Source organism: Staphylococcus pasteuri (assembly GCF_003970495.1).
In the GTDB taxonomy this organism is placed as follows: Bacteria; Bacillota; Bacilli; order Staphylococcales; family Staphylococcaceae; genus Staphylococcus; species Staphylococcus pasteuri.
This window is the reverse complement of the sequence record NZ_RXWW01000040.1, coordinates 1-20,957: the sequence shown is the minus strand read 5'-3', so window position 1 is coordinate 20,957 and position 20,957 is coordinate 1. Positions and strand designations below refer to the sequence as shown.

At 30.4% G+C, this 20,957-nt stretch carries 24 protein-coding genes, 2 tRNA genes and 2 riboswitches; of the genes, 9 read left to right on the top strand and 17 right to left on the bottom strand.

What is annotated here, in order from left to right; translation table 11 throughout:
• Positions 1-7 precede the first annotated feature (7 nt).
• The 6 genes from ribB to CD121_RS06335 form a co-directional block, all read right to left on the bottom strand.
• A complete protein-coding gene (gene ribB, locus CD121_RS06360; protein WP_126567652.1) occupies positions 8-1,189 on the bottom strand; it encodes a 3,4-dihydroxy-2-butanone-4-phosphate synthase in 1,182 nt (393 codons plus the stop codon).
• Positions 1,190-1,205: 16 nt separating this feature from the next.
• Complete coding sequence (gene ribE, locus CD121_RS06355; protein WP_070454018.1) at positions 1,206-1,838, bottom strand: riboflavin synthase; 633 nt, start codon at positions 1,836-1,838, stop codon at positions 1,206-1,208.
• Positions 1,839-1,844: 6 nt separating this feature from the next.
• Positions 1,845-2,888, bottom strand: coding sequence for a bifunctional diaminohydroxyphosphoribosylaminopyrimidine deaminase/5-amino-6-(5-phosphoribosylamino)uracil reductase RibD (ribD, locus tag CD121_RS06350; RefSeq protein ID WP_017638290.1), 1,044 nt, complete (start codon positions 2,886-2,888; stop codon positions 1,845-1,847).
• A 158-nt stretch (positions 2,889-3,046) separates the two neighbouring features.
• A riboswitch (FMN riboswitch) is annotated at positions 3,047-3,176 on the bottom strand.
• Positions 3,177-3,374: 198 nt separating this feature from the next.
• Positions 3,375-4,874: an FAD/NAD(P)-binding protein gene (locus tag CD121_RS06345; protein WP_017638291.1), complete on the bottom strand. Its 1,500-nt coding sequence runs from the start codon at positions 4,872-4,874 to the stop codon at positions 3,375-3,377.
• A 371-nt stretch (positions 4,875-5,245) separates the two neighbouring features.
• On the bottom strand, positions 5,246-6,106 hold the full coding sequence (gene sagB / locus CD121_RS06340) for a peptidoglycan release complex glucosaminidase SagB (protein ID WP_017638292.1): 861 nt from the start codon (positions 6,104-6,106) through the stop codon (positions 5,246-5,248).
• 282 nt (positions 6,107-6,388) lie between these two features.
• On the bottom strand, positions 6,389-6,613 hold the full coding sequence (locus CD121_RS06335; protein ID WP_029055630.1) for a hypothetical protein: 225 nt from the start codon (positions 6,611-6,613) through the stop codon (positions 6,389-6,391).
• A gap of 196 nt (positions 6,614-6,809) precedes the next feature.
• On the opposite strand from CD121_RS06335, the gene CD121_RS06330 reads away from it, so the two are divergent.
• Both CD121_RS06330 and CD121_RS06325 read left to right on the top strand, forming a co-directional pair.
• On the top strand, positions 6,810-7,298 hold the full coding sequence (locus CD121_RS06330) for a sigma-70 family RNA polymerase sigma factor (RefSeq protein WP_126567651.1): 489 nt from the start codon (positions 6,810-6,812) through the stop codon (positions 7,296-7,298).
• A 4-nt stretch (positions 7,299-7,302) separates the two neighbouring features.
• Positions 7,303-7,749 (top strand): competence protein ComK, encoded by a 447-nt coding sequence (locus CD121_RS06325; protein ID WP_017638163.1) that lies wholly within the window; start codon positions 7,303-7,305, stop codon positions 7,747-7,749.
• Here CD121_RS06325 and CD121_RS06320 read toward each other — a convergent pair.
• A complete protein-coding gene (locus CD121_RS06320) occupies positions 7,724-8,179 on the bottom strand; it encodes a hypothetical protein (protein WP_107999784.1) in 456 nt (151 codons plus the stop codon). The genes CD121_RS06325 and CD121_RS06320 overlap by 26 nt on opposite strands.
• A gap of 189 nt (positions 8,180-8,368) precedes the next feature.
• Positions 8,369-9,082 carry a transaldolase gene (locus tag CD121_RS06315; RefSeq protein WP_017638161.1) on the bottom strand — a complete coding sequence of 238 codons (714 nt, stop codon included), beginning with the start codon at positions 9,080-9,082 and terminating at the stop codon, positions 8,369-8,371.
• Between the two features lie 265 nt (positions 9,083-9,347).
• Here CD121_RS06315 and CD121_RS06310 point away from each other — a divergent pair, with 265 nt between their 5' ends.
• The 3 genes from CD121_RS06310 to CD121_RS06300 all read left to right on the top strand — a co-directional run bounded on the left by CD121_RS06310 (position 9,348) and on the right by CD121_RS06300 (position 10,460).
• Positions 9,348-9,653: a hypothetical protein gene (locus CD121_RS06310; protein WP_017638160.1), complete on the top strand. Its 306-nt coding sequence runs from the start codon at positions 9,348-9,350 to the stop codon at positions 9,651-9,653.
• Between the two features lie 91 nt (positions 9,654-9,744).
• The gene (crcB, locus tag CD121_RS06305; protein WP_117238940.1) at positions 9,745-10,107 is read left to right on the top strand and encodes a fluoride efflux transporter CrcB; all 363 of its coding nucleotides are present in this window, start codon (positions 9,745-9,747) and stop codon (positions 10,105-10,107) included.
• The gene (locus CD121_RS06300; protein WP_117238939.1) at positions 10,104-10,460 is read left to right on the top strand and encodes a fluoride efflux transporter FluC; all 357 of its coding nucleotides are present in this window, start codon (positions 10,104-10,106) and stop codon (positions 10,458-10,460) included. Before crcB ends, CD121_RS06300 begins: the two co-directional genes overlap by 4 nt.
• A 63-nt stretch (positions 10,461-10,523) precedes the next feature.
• Here CD121_RS06300 and CD121_RS06295 read toward each other — a convergent pair whose 3' ends face one another.
• The 3 genes from CD121_RS06295 to metK all read right to left on the bottom strand — a co-directional run bounded on the left by CD121_RS06295 (position 10,524) and on the right by metK (position 13,709).
• Positions 10,524-11,360, bottom strand: coding sequence for an aldo/keto reductase (locus CD121_RS06295; RefSeq protein WP_029055626.1), 837 nt, complete (start codon positions 11,358-11,360; stop codon positions 10,524-10,526).
• Between the two features lie 119 nt (positions 11,361-11,479).
• Complete coding sequence (locus tag CD121_RS06290; RefSeq protein WP_017637315.1) at positions 11,480-12,388, bottom strand: nuclease-related domain-containing protein; 909 nt, start codon at positions 12,386-12,388, stop codon at positions 11,480-11,482.
• A gap of 121 nt (positions 12,389-12,509) precedes the next feature.
• Positions 12,510-13,709 carry a methionine adenosyltransferase gene (metK, locus tag CD121_RS06285; RefSeq protein ID WP_017637316.1) on the bottom strand — a complete coding sequence of 400 codons (1,200 nt, stop codon included), beginning with the start codon at positions 13,707-13,709 and terminating at the stop codon, positions 12,510-12,512.
• 113 nt (positions 13,710-13,822) lie between these two features.
• A riboswitch (SAM riboswitch) is annotated at positions 13,823-13,938 on the bottom strand.
• 153 nt (positions 13,939-14,091) lie between these two features.
• On the opposite strand from metK, the gene pckA reads away from it, so the two are divergent.
• Positions 14,092-15,684, top strand: a complete 1,593-nt coding sequence (gene pckA / locus CD121_RS06280) for a phosphoenolpyruvate carboxykinase (ATP) (protein ID WP_126567650.1) — start codon at positions 14,092-14,094, stop codon at positions 15,682-15,684.
• Positions 15,685-15,706: 22 nt separating this feature from the next.
• Here pckA and CD121_RS06275 read toward each other — a convergent pair whose 3' ends face one another.
• Together CD121_RS06275 and ytkD are read right to left on the bottom strand one after the other, a co-directional pair.
• Entirely contained in the window at positions 15,707-16,498 is a 792-nt protein-coding gene (locus CD121_RS06275) for an alpha/beta hydrolase family protein (RefSeq protein ID WP_126567649.1), read from the bottom strand.
• Positions 16,485-16,952, bottom strand: coding sequence for an RNA deprotection pyrophosphohydrolase (ytkD, locus tag CD121_RS06270; protein WP_126567648.1), 468 nt, complete (start codon positions 16,950-16,952; stop codon positions 16,485-16,487). Before ytkD ends, CD121_RS06275 begins: the two co-directional genes overlap by 14 nt.
• A 66-nt stretch (positions 16,953-17,018) precedes the next feature.
• On the opposite strand from ytkD, the gene yidD reads away from it, so the two are divergent.
• A complete protein-coding gene (gene yidD, locus CD121_RS06265) occupies positions 17,019-17,276 on the top strand; it encodes a membrane protein insertion efficiency factor YidD (RefSeq protein WP_017637320.1) in 258 nt (85 codons plus the stop codon).
• On the opposite strand, the gene menC is transcribed toward yidD, so the two are convergent.
• The gene (gene menC / locus CD121_RS06260) at positions 17,257-18,273 is read right to left on the bottom strand and encodes an o-succinylbenzoate synthase (protein ID WP_126567647.1); all 1,017 of its coding nucleotides are present in this window, start codon (positions 18,271-18,273) and stop codon (positions 17,257-17,259) included. The two genes, yidD and menC, sit on opposite strands and share 20 nt — an antisense overlap.
• A complete protein-coding gene (gene menE, locus CD121_RS06255; protein ID WP_126567646.1) occupies positions 18,263-19,672 on the bottom strand; it encodes an o-succinylbenzoate--CoA ligase in 1,410 nt (469 codons plus the stop codon). Before menE ends, menC begins: the two co-directional genes overlap by 11 nt.
• Positions 19,673-20,124: 452 nt before the next feature.
• On the opposite strand from menE, the gene CD121_RS06250 reads away from it, so the two are divergent.
• Positions 20,125-20,364: a hypothetical protein gene (locus tag CD121_RS06250; RefSeq protein ID WP_126567645.1), complete on the top strand. Its 240-nt coding sequence runs from the start codon at positions 20,125-20,127 to the stop codon at positions 20,362-20,364.
• On the top strand, positions 20,348-20,563 hold the full coding sequence (locus tag CD121_RS06245) for a site-specific integrase (protein WP_371683221.1): 216 nt from the start codon (positions 20,348-20,350) through the stop codon (positions 20,561-20,563). The genes CD121_RS06250 and CD121_RS06245 overlap by 17 nt, the downstream gene beginning before the upstream one ends.
• Before the next feature lie 172 nt (positions 20,564-20,735).
• On the opposite strand, the gene CD121_RS06240 is transcribed toward CD121_RS06245, so the two are convergent.
• Both CD121_RS06240 and CD121_RS06235 read right to left on the bottom strand, forming a co-directional pair.
• Positions 20,736-20,824 (bottom strand) — tRNA-Ser (locus tag CD121_RS06240).
• A gap of 56 nt (positions 20,825-20,880) precedes the next feature.
• Positions 20,881-20,952: transfer RNA gene (locus tag CD121_RS06235), tRNA-Glu, on the bottom strand.
• Positions 20,953-20,957 lie beyond the last annotated feature (5 nt).

The window sequence follows — 20,957 nt, the reverse complement described above, 5'->3', positions numbered from 1 at the left end:
TATCCTCCTAAATTAAATGTCCCATTTTTTCTTTTTTAGTTGTCATATAATCATGATTATATTTAGTTTCTGGTACTATAAGTTCTATACGTTTTTGAATATTAATACCGTATTCTGTTAAGCCTTCAAATTTCTTAGGATTATTACTTAACAAATTTACTTTTTCAACGTTAAAGTATTTAAGAATTTGTGCAGCAATATTATAATCTCGTAAATCATCATCAAATCCTAAAGCTAAGTTAGCAGTTACAGTATCATAGCCTTTTTCTATTAATTCATATGCTCGTAATTTGTTCATTAAGCCTATACCTCGACCCTCTTGAGGTAAATAAATAATCATTCCACCATGTTGTTCAATATATTCCATTGAAGCTTCAAGCTGTGCTCCACAGTCACATCTTTGACTATGGAAAATATCTCCAGTAAGACACGCTGAATGGATACGAACATTTTCATGAGGACGAACCTCTCCTTTAGTCACTACAACAATTTCTTCATCACTAAAGTCAGTCGTAAAACCATACATATCAAAAGTACCAAAGTCTGTCGGCATTTTAACTTTTGCATTTAAATTCACATGTGATTCATTAATACGTCGATACTCTATTAAACTTTCTATAGTTATCATTACCAAACCATGTTTTTCTTTAAAAGCTTGAAGATCTTCGCCTTTTGCCATTGTTCCATCTTCATTCATAATTTCACAAATAACACCAGCAGGTTTAGCACCTGTCATTTTTGCTAGATCTACTGCCGCTTCTGTATGGCCATTTCTTTCAAGTACACCGTTGTCTTTAGCAATTAGTGGGAACAAATGACCAGGTCGATTAAAGTCTTCAGCTATAGATGCATCATTAATTAAAGCTCTCGCAGTTAATGTTCTTTCATGAGCACTAATACCTGTTGTTGTATCAATATGATCAACACTTACAGTAAAATTAGTCCCGAATACATCTGAATTGTTTGTCTCCATTGGATTTAAAGATAACTTATCACTGATACTTGAACCAATTGGTGAACAAATTAAACCTCTTGCTTCTTTAGCCATAAAATTAATAGTTTCATCTTTCATCCATTCAGTAATTGCAATAAGGTCTCCTTCATTTTCCCTATCTTCGTCATCAACTACAATTATACTGTAACCTTTTTTTAAAGCGTCTAATGCATGTTCAATTTTGTCGAATTCCATATTTTATTTCCTCCCCCTAAAAACCAAATGCTTTTAGTTTTTCTTCAGTCAAATTAGATTTATTTTGCTTAAATATATTTTCTACATATTTAAAGAGCACATCTGATTCTAGATGAACTTTATCTCCTACCTTTTTATTCGATAAAATAGTAGATCGTCTTGTTTCAGGAATCAGATGAATATCAAAAGCATCTGAATGGAGATCAAAAATAGTTAAACTTGTTCCATCGACAGTTATAGATCCTTGTTTAACCATTTGATTAAGTAATGACTTGGATGCTTGAATTTTAATAATCATAGAATTAGCAGATTCATTAATTTTTATTATTGTGCCTAAGTCATCAACATGACCTAAAACAAAATGGCCACCAAAACGTCCATTTCCACTCATAGCACGTTCTAAGTTCACTTCGGTATGACGCTGTACGTCAGCAAGATAGGTTTTATTTTCTGTACCTCTAATCACTTGTACTGAAAACGATTGTTCATCAAAATCTATAACAGTCAAACATGCACCGTTTACACTAATTGAATCGCCAACATGCACATCTTCTAATATTTTGTCTGCAGCAATAACTAAAGTTCTAACTGATTGCTGAGTACGAACTTGTTGAACAGTACCAACTTCTTCAATGATGCCTGTAAACACCTGCAATCACTTCTTTCGCAAGATTAATTTAATATTTTGATTAATTAACGTGGAATTAACAATTTCAAATTGTGTAGTGTCTGGTAGTGCTATCGTTTTATCAGTTTTGAAAAATTGATATTTACCAGAACCACCTATTATTTTCGGGGCAAAATAAAGTACTAGGTGATCTAGATGATCAGATTGGAGAAATTCTGAAGTAATTTCGGGACCTGCTTCGACTAACAATTTCCCGATACCTTTTTGATATAAGTCTTTCAAAATTGACTCAATATCACATTGATTCATATATATTATAGTTATATTATTTTTTTCTGTTGTTAACGTTTTATTCTCTGTGTAAATCCAAATTGGAGATGAGTCATCATTGAAAAGTTGTTGTTGAAAATCCAACTTACCACTTTTACTTAAAATGACACGAACAGGATGTTTACCATCTTCAATCCGAGTAGTATATAAAGGATCGTCTGCTTCAATCGTTTTTCTTCCTGTTAATACTGCATCGTGGTTATGACGTAATTGATAGACATCCTTTTTAACATCTTTGTTAGTAATCCATTTACTTTCACCATTATCTGTAGCCTGTTTCCCATCTAAGCTTGCTGAGACTTTAACTGTTAATTCTGGTATCTCATTACGTTTAGCAGTAAAGAAATCTTGATATAGTTGTGCGGCTACAGCGTTATATTGAAATTCAACTTCAATACCTGCATTTTGTAATATGTCATCACCTTGTGATATTAATGTTGTATCTTTAACAGCATAAATCACTTTTTGAATTCCTGCTTCTATAATTTTATTTACACAAGGAGGAGTAGAGCCATGATGTGTACATGGTTCTAATGATACATATATTGTTGCACCTTTTGCTTCTGATTTCGCCATGTCTAAGGCTTGAACTTCAGCGTGTTTATCGCCTTTACGCAAATGTGCACCAATACCTACAATTCTGCCATTTTTGACTACTACAGAACCTACAGGTGGATTTACACCAGTTTGACCATCAACCATTTGTGCAAGTTGGATGGCATAATTCATAAAATTACTCAATATATCACCTCTAAAATTAAAAAACCTTATACCATTGAAAATTATTGTTTCAAGGCATAAGGCAATTTATATATCTTTATAAAAGCATATTTATACTTAACATAAACATACTTCATTAAACACATACTTATACAAATATATGTTAGTGTCGATAATCGTCATTCTTTCTCCCATCCAGACTTTAACTGTCGGCTCTAGATTCTCACTAGATCAGCCACTAACAAATGTTAGCAGGTCGCAGGCTTTATCACTGCCGGTTGGGAATTACACCCTGCCCCGAAAGAATTGAATATGAAATTGTTAAAGGTTAATTGAGTATCGTAATCTCAATGACTACAATTCAAATTCTACTACACCTATTTCAAAAAAACAATTACTATACATTGTACTTAATTAAAGAGATAGATTTAATTTTAATTATCAAATTTTATTTTTAACTATAATCAAATACCAGATAAGTATTTAATTTTATTAGATATTTAAGGATTAATGATTCTCTTTATCAAGGTTATCCAAATCTTGTTGTGTTTCATATAATCTATCAACAGCGTTGGCTACTTGATTCACAATCATTTTGACACCGTTTCTAAGTTTATTAACCCCATTAGTCATTTGACCTATAGCAATAACATTCGTTAGTGTACCAAATCTAGGGCTAATCACTTGGTTTGTCTCTGGTATGATTTGAATACCGCCCATTGGATGTGCCTGAACAATTTGTCTATTTTCAAGATTTAGTATTAATTGATCATCTTCATCCAGTTCATTTAAATGAGTTTTAGAACCAGTAGCGTTAATAACCACATCAAAATCTTCAATATCTTTTTCCTCTTCATATTGTAAATGGAATAATCCATCGTCGTGATAAATGTTTCTTAAATTTTTACGAATAATTAATGCTTCGTTTTCTAATAAATCTATAAGTAAACGGGCAGTTCTAGGAGGCATAGGATTGGAATTAAGTTGAATTATTTTTGTATAACGACGATTAAATTCTTGTTGATCTTCAATACTTAAACTATTCCAAATCCAATTTAAATTCTCTTTTAACAGTTCAACGATACTTTGAAATATGCCAATTTCCTTTTCATGTTCCAAATCAAATTGTAAATCTTTAATGTGGTCTCCAGTTCTTCTATTAACTAGTTTTTCAAAATTAATGCCATAATCTTTGCATTCTTTTAAAAATAAATCAACTGCTGTATCTAAAGGCACATTGCCATAATTTTGAGCTTGTATATCATTGAATCGTTGTTTAGTTAAATGAGTAAATTCTATATCAACCATTTTACCTCTTACACTAGGTAAATTTGCTGAACGACTTGTCATTAGTATAGGCAATTTAGGATGGTGAGCAGAAACATATCTGATGACATCTAAACTTGCCAGTCCAGTTCCTATAATTGCAATACTATCATTTTCACTAACATCATCGAGAGAATGATATGTAGGATAAGGTGTCGGTTTAAACCCATCTATCCCTTTTAGTCGATATGGATCATGATATGCAAAAGTGCCAAAAGTTAAGAATAAATAATCATATTCTCTCCATTCTTTCATATCATCTGACGTACAAACATAATATTTTAGATTCGTTTCATCAACTTTAGAACTTGTAAAAACTTCATGAACTTTATTGTTAATGATTGTAATATTTTCATATTGATTATTAAATTGAGACAAGTATGATTTCATATAATGTCCAAATACAAATCTCGGTAGATATGTAGGATTATCGAATACAAATTCATTTTGATCTTGATACCATTTCCAAAATTCTTCTTCATCGTCTAAATTCAAGCTCATCTTTTTAGAAGGTAAATTGATTAATAATTCACTACTATCATTTTGGAATGGAACTCCTTGTCCCATATTTATACGGTCATCATAGACATCTACTTTTAATTTTTCAAAATGTTCATGTTTTACAAGTTGTCGTAAAACACTAACACCTGCAGTGCCCATACCAATTATAGCTACACGCATTATGACATCATCCTTTTTTCATTTCTATATCTCTAATTTGATTACAACAACATATATATTTCAGAGATTTTATAACTGTTGTTATTGATTTCACATTATTTCTTATATATCCTAATCAGGCAAAGTTTAATCTTCTATCATCTGTGATAAAATTTCTTTATGAGGTGATTGATATGAAATTAGTGGCAAAAATCATAGTTCTGACAGTTATTATATTTGCTTGGATAACAAGAAACAACAAAGCCAAATAATCAGCACATAAAAAACACCTGCGCCAATTAAATGCCGCAGGTTAAATTACATATCCTTTTTTATTTAAAATTCAAACTTGATTTTATTCTTATTAGAAAATTAAACATTCAAATAGATTATTATTTATTATCTTTTAAATGACTTTTATCATCTTTATACACATAAAGTTTGAAGTATTTACCTTCTGTTTTCATGTCTTTATAAAAATCAGCAATGATACTGGCATTACTTTCAGCCCATTTAATATCTGTAGCATATTGATGTTCACCTGGATTTTTAGGATTCCATCTCATGCTATATAATGTGTCTTGATCTTCGTGTTTTAAGAAATGATTATGAATGAAATCTGCACCACCATAAATTGCTTTTTGCGGTGTATCCCAACCATGTTTCTTCGCATATTCTGCACCTGTTTTTACAGGGTCACTATCTAATGCGCCAACACCATAGAAGTTATAGTATTTCTTACCATCAATTTCTACACCTTTAGACAATTCACTTTTAGCAGAACCTGTTTCTAATAAAGCATGTGAAATTAAGTAAACTTCATTTACATGTTTTTCTTTAGCTGCTTTTGTAAAATCATCAGTGTGTTTTAATAAAGTTGGTCTATCAATTAACATTCTTTTAATTCTTTTTTCATCAATACCTTGATATTTAGATAAATCTAAAAATTGATACTTTTGTTTGTCATTGTCAATAAATTGACTACTATCCATAGCTGTTTTAATTTCAGTTGATGATGCATCTCTCCACGCATCATTATTTTTATTAGATACTTGTTGACTCGTATAGTTGTCTATTTGTTTCTTCGCAGCTTTATCTAATGTTACATCTAATTTCTCAACTTTTTGTTGTTCTTTAACATGTTTAAAGAATATTTGGTCAGAAACCATTGAGAAAAAGATAATAGCACCTACTGCAAATATGATAAGCAATCCTAAAATTGCAACTATAGATCCCTTTTTGTGCTTCGTCATATTCACACCTCTTAGGTCAATGTTGTTATACTTTTCATTTGTATTACGATAATAAAGTTTAACATTATTAATTATGAATCACAATTTAATATATACTTTGTTACAAATTCATAAATAAAAAGTAATAAAATTGAAACTTTTGAGTATAAAAAAAGAGAAATAGACATGATTTTGTATCCATTAAATAGATTGATTAACACTTCAATCAACTGTATTGAATATGTTAACTATTGTCATTTAGCAATATCTATTCAATTAAATTGTCTAAATCTCATCCCATTTTTATTTATTATGATTTTTATAATCCATCATTATGAAACTTGCAGCTTGTGATCTATTCTTATAAAAATATTGATTTAAGTCTATTGTTCCTTCAATACTTCCTTCTCTATACTTCATTTCATTAGTGAAATTGTTAATCATCACAAAGTCTGAACGATCTTTAATTCTATCTAAATCATCATTACGGGCGAAAAAATGTTCTAAATTTAAGTGTGCGTAATCCATTTGTACCTCCTATTAAATTTTGCTCTATATTAATAATACGACATGTTTTTGGTTGTTTTTGAATACATATTTATTTACTATGACTTCTATTTAACACCTATTTTAATAATTTAGCAAATGAAAATTTTCCCAATCTATTTTAAATTCAATGTATCCGGAAATATACACTTTTATGTACATAAAACTGGAGTAAATCTTGGAATTTAATATTATTTATCAAAAGTATAACAAAATCATACATTATTTGTTAACTAGGTATCAAATCACTTATAATTATGACGAGTTTTATCAATTACTATTAATTCAAATGTGGCACTTATCGAATAACTATAAACCCTCAAAATCCAACAAATTTTCCTCTTATCTATTCATCAGATTAAACTACTATCTTATTGATATATTCAGAAAAGAAAGTAACAAAATTAAAACTAGTGATATCGATGATTATATTTCAAGTGAAATAGAACCATATCAACACATCAATAATGAATCACTACTAATACAAGATATTCATTATTTATTAAACTCAAAAGAAAAGGAATGGCTATTACTAAAATTATCTGGATATAAACAATATGAAATTGCAGAAAGAATGCATCTATCTTTAACAACTATTAAAAAAATTAAGAAGTCAGTGCAATCTAAAATCTCAAAACATTTACATTATACTCTTAAAAAGGAATGAAACAATGAATCATTTAACTACTACTAACTTACTATATATACAAACAGAAATAAGCGATAAGCTATCCACTAAATGGCAATATAAGCAATATGACATTTCTCTCCCTATTTCAATCAACAATACGTTAGACTACATGTTAGAATTACATCAAAAAACGTTACCTCTTCAAAAGAAAATCGCCAAACGCTTACTTCATATAAACAAAAAAATTCCTATTTATGTATGTGATCAACTCATTTTATTTCCTCTAAAACATCGTCGTTCTCCCATTCAATATTACATAAACGCTTATCATATTACTGGTATACAAACCAAAAATAATGGCACTTTAATTATGTTTTCAAATGCTACTCATCTTTTAGTAGATGAACCTTATCATGCTATATTAAAAAAATGGCAAGAAAGTTTACTTCTTTGCCATTTAATTACACAGTCGTATTCTTCTTATTAAATTTATATTCTAATAATTTTTTAGTAAAAAATGCAGTTACTTTCTTAATTAAGAATATCGCTATTAACATTAATATAATAGCGCCTATAATGATGAGTACAACAGTCACAGTTGATAAGTTAACCTGGGGATGAATGAAATAATTTACCGCTGTTAAACTTGTTATAAGGCCAAATAAAAAGGCACCTAATAAAATGACATATGTAAATACAATTCCAATCAATAATATAAATAAACTAGCTGAACTAATATGTTTTTGGCTATACACATGATCTTTTAAAAACTGATTTGAAAACCTTATTGGTTTATTCAACGTGTCACTATCACTATGATTAACTTTACTAATTTCATCATTTAATTGAGCTTTCTCTTTGTTATTTAAGAACCATAACTGCTTTTTTACTCTAGCACTAAACGAATTTTTATCCATAGCTAGAATTGCACCTCATATCTATTTGATTATCTTTACATCATAGATGAAATTTCTAATTCAATCAATTCAAATATTCAAATTATATTAATAAAAAGCCAACCTTGTGTACACTATAGACAATCAATTCTAATAGTGCCACTAGCTTGGCTTTTAAATTTAATCCGATAAAGACACTAATTAAAGCAATTATAAAATTGATAATCCTGAACTTTGGATATCTTTAGCAAAACCTTTAACAGTATCAATTGATAGTTCTTCAACGTCTCTACCTAAATTATTGTTAACTTTTTTAACTACATCGGCTGGACAAGTAATGATGTCAGCACCAATTTCGTCTGCTTGAATAACATTAAATAATTCGCGGCAACTTGCCCATAATAATTTAACACCTTTTTTACTATGAGTTATCTCTACTGATTCTTTCATTAATGGTAATGGATCTACACCAGTATCTGCAATACGTCCTGCAAATACTGACACATATGTTGGTACTCCTTCTGTGACAGCTTCAGTAATTTCTTTAACTTGTTCAATTGTATAAACTGCAGTGACATTTAAACGTACTTGTTTTGCAGATAATTCTTTGATTAATGGAATTGTTGAAGTACCGTTAGTAGTAACAATTGGAATCTTAACAAAAACATTGTCACCATATTGTTTAAGAATTTCCGCTTCTTTAGCCATTGTCTCTAAGTCATCTGCGAACACTTCAAATGAAATAGAAGCGTCAGGAATTTCTCGAACAGCCTCTTCCGCAAATGCTTTATAATCTGTTACGCCTGCTTTGGCCATTAAACTAGGATTCGTTGTAAATCCATCAACCTGTTTATTTTTATAAGCAGCTTTCATTTCTTCGATATCTGCTCCATCCGCAAATACTTCTACATTTAGTTTTCTCACTATGTATTCCTCCTTCAATTTCAATACTAAATTTGGATTTCCAATGTATTGAATATCAAATTCATATATGATTTATCTTTGGTTTTTATTTTCGTTAACAAATCATTTATAAATAATTTATATCATGCTTTTGAAATGTAAGCGAATTATTTGCCTATATAAAAGCATTTTTGTATTTTACATTTTATTTTCTATACATTTATACTATTCTCATATCCTAAAAAGTGGTAGTATATTGTAATGATATCCATCGAGGAGGTTACGCATGTCAAAATCTAAACTCTACTTTTATATAACTTTATTATTATTAGCGATAAGCTTTTTCTTTAATACAAATAATCCATTTTTAAATAATGTGTTGGGTTCTTTCGTCAAATTAATTATTGCATGTAGTGTCATTAATGTCATTGTTCTAATCATTTCAATCATTTTTGCGGACAAATCCATTAAACATTCACGAGACAAACAAGGTTGGATTAGAATTGGTAGTAAACTATTACCATTTATTATTCTTATTGTGATTATTATTCATATTGTGTCGTCATTAAATACTTACGGATTCCTTTCTTAAAATTTATTGACGTATACTTTATTTGTTAGAGCCATTTCAGATTGAAGTGGTTCTTTTATTTAAGTAAATGTTTTTTAAAGGAGTTATTACTTTGCAATATTTATACATTTTTGTAGGTGGTGCGTTTGGTGCTTTATTAAGATATTTGTTATCATTTTTTAACCATGGCCACCCATTACCAATTGGTACATTAACTGCTAATATCACCGGTGCTTTTTTAATGGGATTCTTCACAGCACTATCGATTAAATTATTTCAAACACATCCTCTATTTAAAAAAGCTATAACAACAGGTTTTATGGGAGCTTTAACTACATTTTCTACTTTTCAATTTGAATTAGTTCAAATGTACAATCAACAAAACTGGATGTTATTTATTATTTATGCAGTGATTAGTTATATTCTTTGTATTTTATTATGTTTATTAGGTAAGAAATTAGGTGAACGTTTATGATTACTACAATTTTGTTAGTCATGTTAGGTGGAGGTATTGGAGCAATTCTACGTGCTAGTATTTCTAACTACTTCAATCAGTTTCAATCTGTGTTGCCAATAGGTACGCTTATAGTTAATATTGTAGGTTGTATATTCATTGGTGCCCTATCTGGTTTATCATTACATATACAATGGATAAACCCTTTTTTAATCACAGGTATATTAGGAGGTTTAACTACATTTTCTACCCTCTCTAATGAACTCGTCGGAATGTTATCACCTAAATTCAAACCTACATTATTTATTGTATATTCTACTATTCAATTCATAGGATCATTCTTAAGCTGTTATTTAGCTTATCACCTTATTTAAAAAATAGAAGAAGATACTTTTAAAGCCACGTCCTCTTTATGAGAAACGTGGCTTTAATTGAATTTATTGTCCGTTAAATTCTGCAGGATCAGGACCAATTCTTCTATCTTCATTTAATTGGTCAAGACGATTCATTTGATCTTCGTTAAGTTTGAAGTTTAGAATATCTAAATTTTCATCTATACGATGTGGTGTTACTGATTTAGGGATAACTACTACATCATGTTGATAATTCCAACGAATAATCACTTGTGCAGGTGATTGATCAATTTCTTTTGCAATAGCATTAACAGTGTCATCATCTAAAATTTGTGCGTTCATTAATGGTGACCATGATTCCATAACAATATTTTGAACTTCCATATATTGTCTTAATGAACTTTGTGTTAAATATGGATGAAATTCAACTTGATTGATGACAGGCTTTATTGATACTTGTGCTAGTAGTGCTTCAAAATGGTCTACATTAAAATTGCTTACACCGATATTTTTAACACGGTCTTGTTTATATAAATCTTCCAACCCTTGCCATGTATCTATCATTAGTGCTTCGTTAGTACCTGGCCAGTGCATTAAATATAAATCCAGATAATCTAAGCCTAATCTTTTTAAGCTACCTTCATACGCATCCTCTACATTAGTTCTACCAAAATCTTCTAACCATAATTTTGAAGTAATAAATAAGTCTTCTCGTTTTAGACCTGTAGTTTCTAATCCTTCTTTAATACCTTGTCCTACTTTTTCTTCATTACCGTAAACTTTTGCTGTATCAATGCTTCTATAACCATTCTCTATAGCATGTTTAACAGCCTTAGTACAATCATCATTATTTTCGACTCTAAACGTACCTAGTCCTACTCTTGGCATTTCATGACCATTATAAAATTTAATTTTATCCATGGATTTTCACTCCTTACATATAAAAATATTTATACATTATCTATACCCGTATCCGATGATTAAAATTCAATATTATAAAAAAGCTAGTAAAGTGTCATACACCCTACTAGCTAAAATAATTAGTTAAATGATTCAATTTTATCCATAATATCTTGTAAATCATCGACGTTATATTGAATACGTCCATGGAATACAAATTTATTAAAGAATTCGTTAAGTTGTTCAGGTCCAACTAATACTTTTACATTACTATTCTGAGCATAATTTGAAATCGTTACATCATCTTCATTTTTAGGATTAAAGTATAAAATAGAAGTTGGTGTGTATTTAGTATTCAATTTATTTTGTAAATCTCCAGCTAATTGTTGTATTTGCTGAATTTTATCTGAATAGTTAACAAATGATAATGATTTTTGATCATCATTTTGATCTAATACCAATGTTTGTGGCGTAGATTTATCTAAATCTAGCGTATTAAATACTTGTTCCATAGTTGGTAACTCTGAAAATTGTGCGCCACTAATACCATTATAAACATGACCTTTTAATAATTGAGAATCAATGATGTATAAACCAGTTCGTGTTAATACGAGGTGACTAATTCTTTCAATATTATTAAATTCATTAGTTGGCAAGAAAATATTTGCCATTATATGCATATCTTCTGGGCGAATACGCTTTTCATTAACAAGACGTTCACGAATACCAATTAATCTCATGTCTGTAACATATTCACTATGATTTTTAGAGAATAATTTTAATGCATCAATTTCTCTTTCTTTACTACTTACTGTAGCTTCATAATCTTCTTTTTGTTTAGTGACTGTCTTTTTGTTTTCTATACGTTCTTTTTCTAATGTTTCCTCATGAGATGCTTTTAAGTTTTGTTCTTTTTGTTGATATTCTTCTTCAGTTTGTTTCTTTATCTTTTTCTTTTTATTTAACGTGATTAAAAATAAAACAAAAAAGATAATTGCAATCACTACTGCAACGATTAATCCTATTCCAATGGGTGAAGATAAACTCATCACATCAACGCTCCTTTTAAATTATCAATACAATCAATTATAAATCATAACTATGTTATTTTCGACATTTCGTTATAATTTAATTGATTATATTTTACCTATCCCAAATATTTTAATTATTTTAGGCTTGGTTTATTGAATCTTTCAAAACGTTGACTTTATCTAATTTTTCCCAAGGTAATAAAACATCAGTACGTCCGAAATGACCGTACGCAGCAGTTTGTTTATAAATAGGTTGTTTCAACTCTAACATTTTAATAATTCCTGCAGGTCTTAAGTCAAAGTTCTCTCTAACTGCTTCTACTAATTCTGTTTCACTGACTTTACCTGTACCAAATGTATCAATTGAGATTGACACAGGTTCAGCTACACCAATAGCGTATGCAAGTTGTACTTCACATTGTTCAGCTAATTCAGCTGCAACAATATTTTTAGCAACGTATCTTGCTGCGTATGCGGCAGAACGGTCTACTTTAGTTGGATCTTTACCACTGAAGCATCCTCCACCATGTCTAGCATATCCACCATAAGTGTCAACGATAATTTTACGACCTGTTAATCCTGCATCACCTTGAGGTCCACCAATTACAAATCTTCCTGTTGGATTGATATAGAATTTTGTTTGATCATCTAGTAAATTTTCTGGAACAGTAGGATAAATGACATGTTCTTTAATGTCATTTTGAATATCTTCTAATGTTTTATCTTCAGCATGTTGTGTTGAAACAACAATTGTATCAATACGTTTTGGTTTGTCATTTTCATCATATTCAACTGTTACTTGAACTTTACCATCTGGACGTAAATAATCTAGTATTTTATCTTTACGAACATCTGATAAACGTTTAGCTAGCTGGTGTGATAAGAAAATTGGTAAAGGCATATACGTATCTGTTTCGTTAGTTGCATAACCAAACATTAAACCTTGATCTCCTGCACCTGTTGCTTCAATTTCTTCTTCAGTAATATCATCGCGATATTCTAATGCTTTATCTACACCTTGTGCAATATCTGGTGATTGTTCATCAATTGCTGTTAATACAGCCATTGTTTGTGAATCATAACCATATTTTGCACGTGTGTAACCAATTTCTTTAATTGTTTCTCTTACTACTTTAGGGATATCAACATAAGTTGTTGTTGAAATTTCACCAGAAATTAAAGCCATACCTGTAGTTACTGTTGTTTCACATGCTACACGCGCATTAGGGTCATCTTTAAGAATTTCGTCTAAAATGGCATCGGAAACTTGATCGGCTATTTTATCCGGGTGTCCTTCAGTTACTGATTCTGACGTGAATAATCGTTTATTGTTAGTCATGTTTTGCTCCTTTTAAAAATTTATTACGATAATTCTCTTTTATTTGAGCTAAATAAAAGAGCCTTCTGCTAACTAGTATCTAGATAGAGAGAAGGCTCTTATACGTCCATTCGCTCTTATCGTTCAGACAATATAGGTCTGCAAACGGTTTGGCACCTTTCTTTTCTATACAAAAAAGAGGTTGCTGGGTTTCATTGGGTCCATGTCCCTCCACCACTCAGGATAAGAGAATCCGTTAAAATTAATACTACATAATTAGCGAATTAATGTCAATTTTAGAATTAAGTTATTTTAATGAAAATTTACGGTGGATTAATTAACTTAATATGTTATACTATTGAAATGTAAAGGCTTACATTACAACTATCTGGAGGGATTAAGTATGTCGATCGATACATACTCTGAAACTATTAAAATCAAACAATTATTAGAAAAACCATCTACACAGTTTCAATTATCTACAACTCAACTTTACAATAAAATCTTAGATAATAATGAAGGTGAACTTACTGAGTTGGGCGCTATTAATGCAAGTACCGGTAAATACACTGGGCGTTCACCTAAAGATAAGTTTATCGTTACAGAACCTTCATATAGAGATAATGTTGATTGGGGAGACGTTAATCAGCCGATAGATGAAGAAACATTTTTAAAACTTTATAACAAAGTATTAAATTATTTAGGTAAGAAAGATGAACTATACGTATTTAATGGTTACGCTGGAAGTGACAAAGATTCACGCTTAAAACTAACTGTAATTAATGAATTAGCTTGGCATAATCTTTTTGCACATAATATGTTTATACGTCCTGAATCAAAAGAAGAAGCTAAATCAATCAAATCAGACTTTACCATTGTATCAGCACCTCATTTTAAAGCTGACCCAGAAGTCGATGGTACAAAAACAGAAACTTTTGTTATCGTTTCATTCAAACATAAAGTCATTTTAATTGGTGGTACTGAATATGCTGGCGAAATGAAAAAAGGTATATTCTCAGTTATGAACTATTTATTACCAATGCAAGATATTATGAGTATGCATTGCTCAGCAAATGTTGGTAATAAAGGTGACGTAGCATTATTCTTTGGTTTATCAGGTACTGGTAAAACAACATTATCAGCTGATCCTGATAGAAAATTAATTGGAGATGACGAACACGGCTGGAATAAAAATGGTGTGTTCAATATCGAAGGAGGTTGCTACGCTAAAGCAATCAACCTTTCAAAAGAAAAAGAACCACAAATTTTCGATGCAATTAAATATGGTACTATTTTAGAAAATACAGTTGTCAAAAATGATGGCACGGTTGATTTTGATGATAATAAATTCACTGAAAACACAAGAGCGGCATACCCTATTCACCATATAGATAATATTGTATTACCTTCCAAAGCAGCTCATCCTAATACAATTATCTTTTTAACAGCGGATGCTTTTGGTGTCATTCCTCCAATTTCAAAATTAACTAAAGACCAAGCAATGTATCACTTCTTAAGTGGATTCACATCTAAATTAGCTGGTACAGAACGTGGCGTTACTGAACCTGAACCATCATTCTCTACTTGCTTTGGTGCACCATTCTTACCATTACATCCTACAGTTTATGCTGATTTATTAGGTGAATTAATTGATAAGCATGATGTTGATGTTTACCTTGTTAACACAGGATGGACAGGTGGTAAATATGGCGTTGGTAGAAGAATAAGTTTACATTATACACGTCAAATGGTTAACCAAGCTATTTCAGGTAAATTAAAAAATGCAGAATATACTAAAGATGCTTCATTTGGATTAAATATTCCAGTGGAAGTAGAAGATGTTCCTAAAACTATCTTAAATCCAATTAATGCATGGAGTGACCCTGAAAAATATAAAGCACAAGCTAATGACTTAATTCAACGTTTTGAAGAAAACTTCAAAAAATTCGGCTCTGAAGTAGAACATATTTCAGATAAAGGTGCATTTAATAAATAAGAGTTAAAGCGCAACAGAAACATCATTCTGTTGCGCTTTCGTTATCTTTATCATTTTCAATTTGATTCATCCATTGATGAATATATTCAAGTGTTTCTTTCAAAGCAAACGGGCGTGGTACATGTCCTTCTTTCATTTGATAAAAAGTATCAAAGTATGCTCCAATCTCATTTAAGCGTCGTTCTAAATAATAAGCTTGATGTATACCAACTTGCTTATCATTTCCACCATGAACGATAAGTATTGGCGGGCTTTGTGGCGTAATGTTATGTATTGCCTCTCTATCAGTATAATTTTGAGCATCTTTAATAGGATGTCCAACCATTCGTCTTAACATCCCTCTCAAATCAACACGTTCCTCATACATTAAATGAACATCAGATACTCCACCCCATATTATATAACTATTTACAGGTAAATCTTGAAAAGTTAATAATCCTTGTAAACCACCACGTGAAAAACCAATCATATGTACAAAAGCTTTTGGATATTTTGAATGCAGTAGACGAATAAGTTCTGTGACATCATTTAAATCTCCACGATAAAATTCATCTTTGCCTTCACTACCATTGTTCCCTCTATAATATGGACCTACAACTAGAGTTTCTTCATTAGCAAATTGCATGAGCCTTGCAGCTCTGACACGCCCTACTTGTCCTTTACCACCTCGCAAATAGATAACAATGCGTTTTACTTTTTTAAATGGAGTCATCATTAAAGCTTTGACATTAAGATGATCAACTTGATAGGTTATTTCATCAAAATGATGTGTCCTCATCTCTATTGGCATTTTTTTAACTTTAATAAAATCCAAGTGCCTTCACCCTTTCATAACAATGCAAGATAGCATCATCTTTAAGTAAAAAGCTTTTTTTATTATCAGGAATTGATTCAACTGATTGAAATAAACATGGACCATCTGTTTCTAGATAGTCAGATTGTTGTTTTAGCGTATCAACTTGTATAAAATATACATCTTTCACAAAATCTATATTACTATTTGTTTCAACTTTATATTGTGCTATATATTTGATATCTATTGCATGTGCACCAGTTTCTTCATACAATTCTCTCCGTATAGCATCAATACTAGTTTCATTGCGTTCTCTTTTTCCACCAGGGAATTCAATACCTCTAATTTTATGACGAGTAAACAATAATTGATGTTGATATACTGGAATAGCAAGTACATGATTACCCGTAGGAACATCTTTATTTGTTTTATATGTTAGGTGTACCTCTCTTTGGTCTTTATCTAAAAACTTCATGTACATCACATCCCTTTATAATATGTTAAAATACCTATATTCTAAAATTTGCTCGGAGGCATTATTATGAAAAAATTATTTCTTGCCTTAATACATTTTTATCAACGTTTTATCTCACCATTAACGCCACCAACGTGTCGATTCTATCCAACATGTTCAGAATATACACGAGAAGCGATACAATATCATGGTGCATTCAAAGGATTATACTTAGGTATACGTCGAATATTAAAATGTCATCCTTTACACAAAGGTGGATACGATCCAGTGCCACTTGCAAAAAACAAATCAAAATCACATCATGCTAAACACAATCATCATTAATACATTCTAATTTTGTACGATTAACTACAGGGGGAATGAATTCTATCACTCCCTCTTTTAATATACCTTCATTTTCTAAAAAATCATTTTCAAAATAATAACCCGCTGGTGTCACATCTCCAGGATAGTCCCCATGTTGAGCTAACATTGCGGTAAAATATCGGCTTAACCCATATTCATACATACCACCAATCACAACTTTCACCCCTTCTTTGTGAAGGGTTTGTATTGCATCTAATACTCGATCAATACCACCAAGTCTGAATGGTTTCAATATAACTACCTCTATTGGATATTCAGATATAATATTTTTGATTTCTTGAGTGGAAGTGGCCTTTTCATCAAGAGCAATAGGTGGATAAGGTTGTCCATTAATGCGTTTGATATCATCTAATGATTGAAATGGTTCTTCAATATAAAGAATATCATGGTCTATATTTTCTTTAATAGATTGATATTGTGTCAGATTAAGAGATTCATTGGCATCTATAGCTAAATCAAAACTAAAACTAAGTGATTGTAAATTATCGATGTCTGAAATTAATTGATTTGAATACTTTAATTTAATTCGCTTAGGTTGTGTTTGAGCCAAACGATTTAATTGTATTTCAGTCATACCGTTTACAGTTGCACCATACGGAACTTTAAATGATTCAAGTTTATAATATTTTTGATAGATAGCCATCATAATTGTACATCTTGCTGCTGGATAATCATTTAAAAGTTCGAGTGATGATTGCCATTCTTTAAAAGTTGCTATTTCTTTATTCTTTATACGATCATACCATTGTTTAATGTTTTCTTTTACGGAATCAATAGTTTCATTATCATACCATTGAGTTTGAAATGCATTACATTCTCCAAAATATGCATCCCCGTGATTATCAATGAATTCAATGACTAATGTTTTTCTTGTTTCTAATTTTACTTTAGGCGTTACAATTGGTGATTTAAAAGGCTGATTATATAAGTAAAAATTTAATTGATTAATAATCATTTTTAGCTTCCTTTTGTATCATTTTATTTCTTTGGAGTTTACCTGTAGAAGTATATGGCAATTCTTCAACTTGATAAAATGCCTTTGGTACTTTGTACTTTGCTAAATGATCCAACATATATTGTTTTAATTCGATTTCATTAAGTTTTGTATCGGCAATATAATATAATATAGGTACTTGTCCCCACGTATCATCTGATTGACCAATACAAACAGCATCTTCAATGTTTGGATAATATTTAGCTATAGATTCAATTTGATAAGGATATATATTTTCGCCACCACTGATAATTAAATCCTTACGTCGATCATAAATCATAACAAAACCATCTTCATCTATTTCAGCTATATCCCCTGTTTTGAAAAAGCCATCTTCAAATGTATCTGTTAAATTAACAGGATATAAATAGCCATTCATTACGTTGTTTCCTTTAATTAATAATTCACCATGTCCATTTTGATTAGGCTGCTTAATTTTCACTTCTACATTATCACTAGGCACCCCTACAGTATCATAACGTTGTGCTAACATATCTGGCGTTGCTGTTAAAAATTGTGAACACGTTTCAGTCATACCAAATGAATTATAAATAGGTAGTTTATAGTTTAAAGCTTGTTGAATTAAATTTGCTGATAGCTTTGCACCACCCAATAAGATTTTTTCTAATTGATATGGACTCTGTAATCCAGCATCCATTAACCATTTTAAAGTTTGTGGCACAAGGGAAACATGCGTAATATTTTCATTTTGAATAATTTGAAGCATTGTATCAGTATTATACTTTTCTAAAATACGTACTGTAAATCCTTCTATAACACTTCTTAAAATGACACTCAGACCTGATATATGATATATCGGTAATACAGATAACCAAATCGTCTGCTGATTATAACCTAAACTTTCCTTACAACCTATTGCACTTGCGAGATGATTTTCAAAAGTTTGAGGGACAGCTTTTTGAGGACCAGTAGTGCCAGATGTAAACATGATAGAAGCAATGTTTTCTAATTGAAATACATTAGAAATTATATTTTGAGGAGATAAATTTTGAATATCCTCAAGCGTATATATATCAAATTGATCCATTTCGAGTGTAGTTGTCGTTACTATTGTGCTCACTTGTATAGAATTCATTTGAGCAATAATTTCATTCTTTGTTAATCGTGTATTTATCATAGCAATTTCGATATTGGCGAGCCAACATGCATGTATCAATACTAAAGATTCAATACGATTATTTATATGTAACCCTATTCTCGTTTGATTAAGGTTTTGTAGTTGCTGTGCTAAATGAAATGCATCATCATATAATTCCTTAAATGTCATTTGATGTGCGCCATCTGTAACAGCTATTTTATCTTTATTTTTTACTGATTGATCTTTTAACCAGAAGTTCACAAGTCATTCCTCCAATTATCATTACAAAGATAATTATAACGATTTTAACGCATTCTATCAGTGATTAAAGCTTGAATTTAGAAATTTGAATTTAATAATAAGATATATCACTCTTTGTTAACACATTTGAATTCATAACTGTCTAATTTCGCAGAGAAATGTTACGTTTATGAAAATAAATTTATAAAATAAGAATAAATAATCTATGATAATTAAAAATGATTTATATTAAAAGTAGCTTACATAGGAGGTGAATAGTAATGGAAAATATCACAGCTATCATCAAAAAAGCAGTAGAATTTTTCAAAGGTTTATTTGAAAATAAATAAACTACATTTATTCATCTAAGGACATAACAATGTAAGACCTATATAAATTAATCCTAGAATTTACCTTTGGGTATGATTCTAGGATTTTCTTTATAAAAAACTAAATTAAAGAAGTGTTTTTTAATGAAATTCAATAATTGGAATATTATAATTAATGGTTTAAATTCTAGACATGAAATCATAAGTAATAATGAAACTTTTGTTATTTTGGAGAGAAACCAACACGCTGAATTAGTTTTAAAATCAGATAGTGACATCATTAAAGTAAAATCTATTGGCTATAGCAATGAACTATCGATTGATACTAATACGAAAGAAATCATAGTAAATATAGCTGATTTACTAGATGATGATGAAGAGTAATATTAAATTAGATTTAAATTTTTTCAAACTTACAGATACAATTGCATCTATGTTATTAACAAAAGGATTTAGTGTTCAATATGTAAGTAAAAGATTAGGGCATGCTAACTTTGGAATATCATGGCGTGTGTATAGCCACTTATTAGAAGAATTAAAAAGTGCTGAAGATTTAAAGTTAGATAATGTTATAAACTTTTAATTGGACAACATACCGGACAACCTTTCAAATTCTTTTATAATATTGTCCACATATTAACCAAAATTTTCAAAACAGATTGTTACAAATTTTCACTAAAATAAAAAAGAACGTTGATTTAACAACGTTCCCCTATTTCAAGCTCATCAGATTTTCACTGATTTTTACGTATGTACGGAGAGTGAGGGATTCGAACCCTCGAGACGCTTGTGGCGCCTACACACTTTCCAGGCGTGCTCCTTCGGCCAACTCGGACAACTCTCCATAATATATAATATGATAAATAAAAAAACAGAAGCGATATTTCACTTCTGTTTGTATGACTCCTACGGGACTCGAACCCGTGTTACCGCCGTGAAAGGGCGGTGTCTTAACCGCTTGACCAAGGAGCCATGGC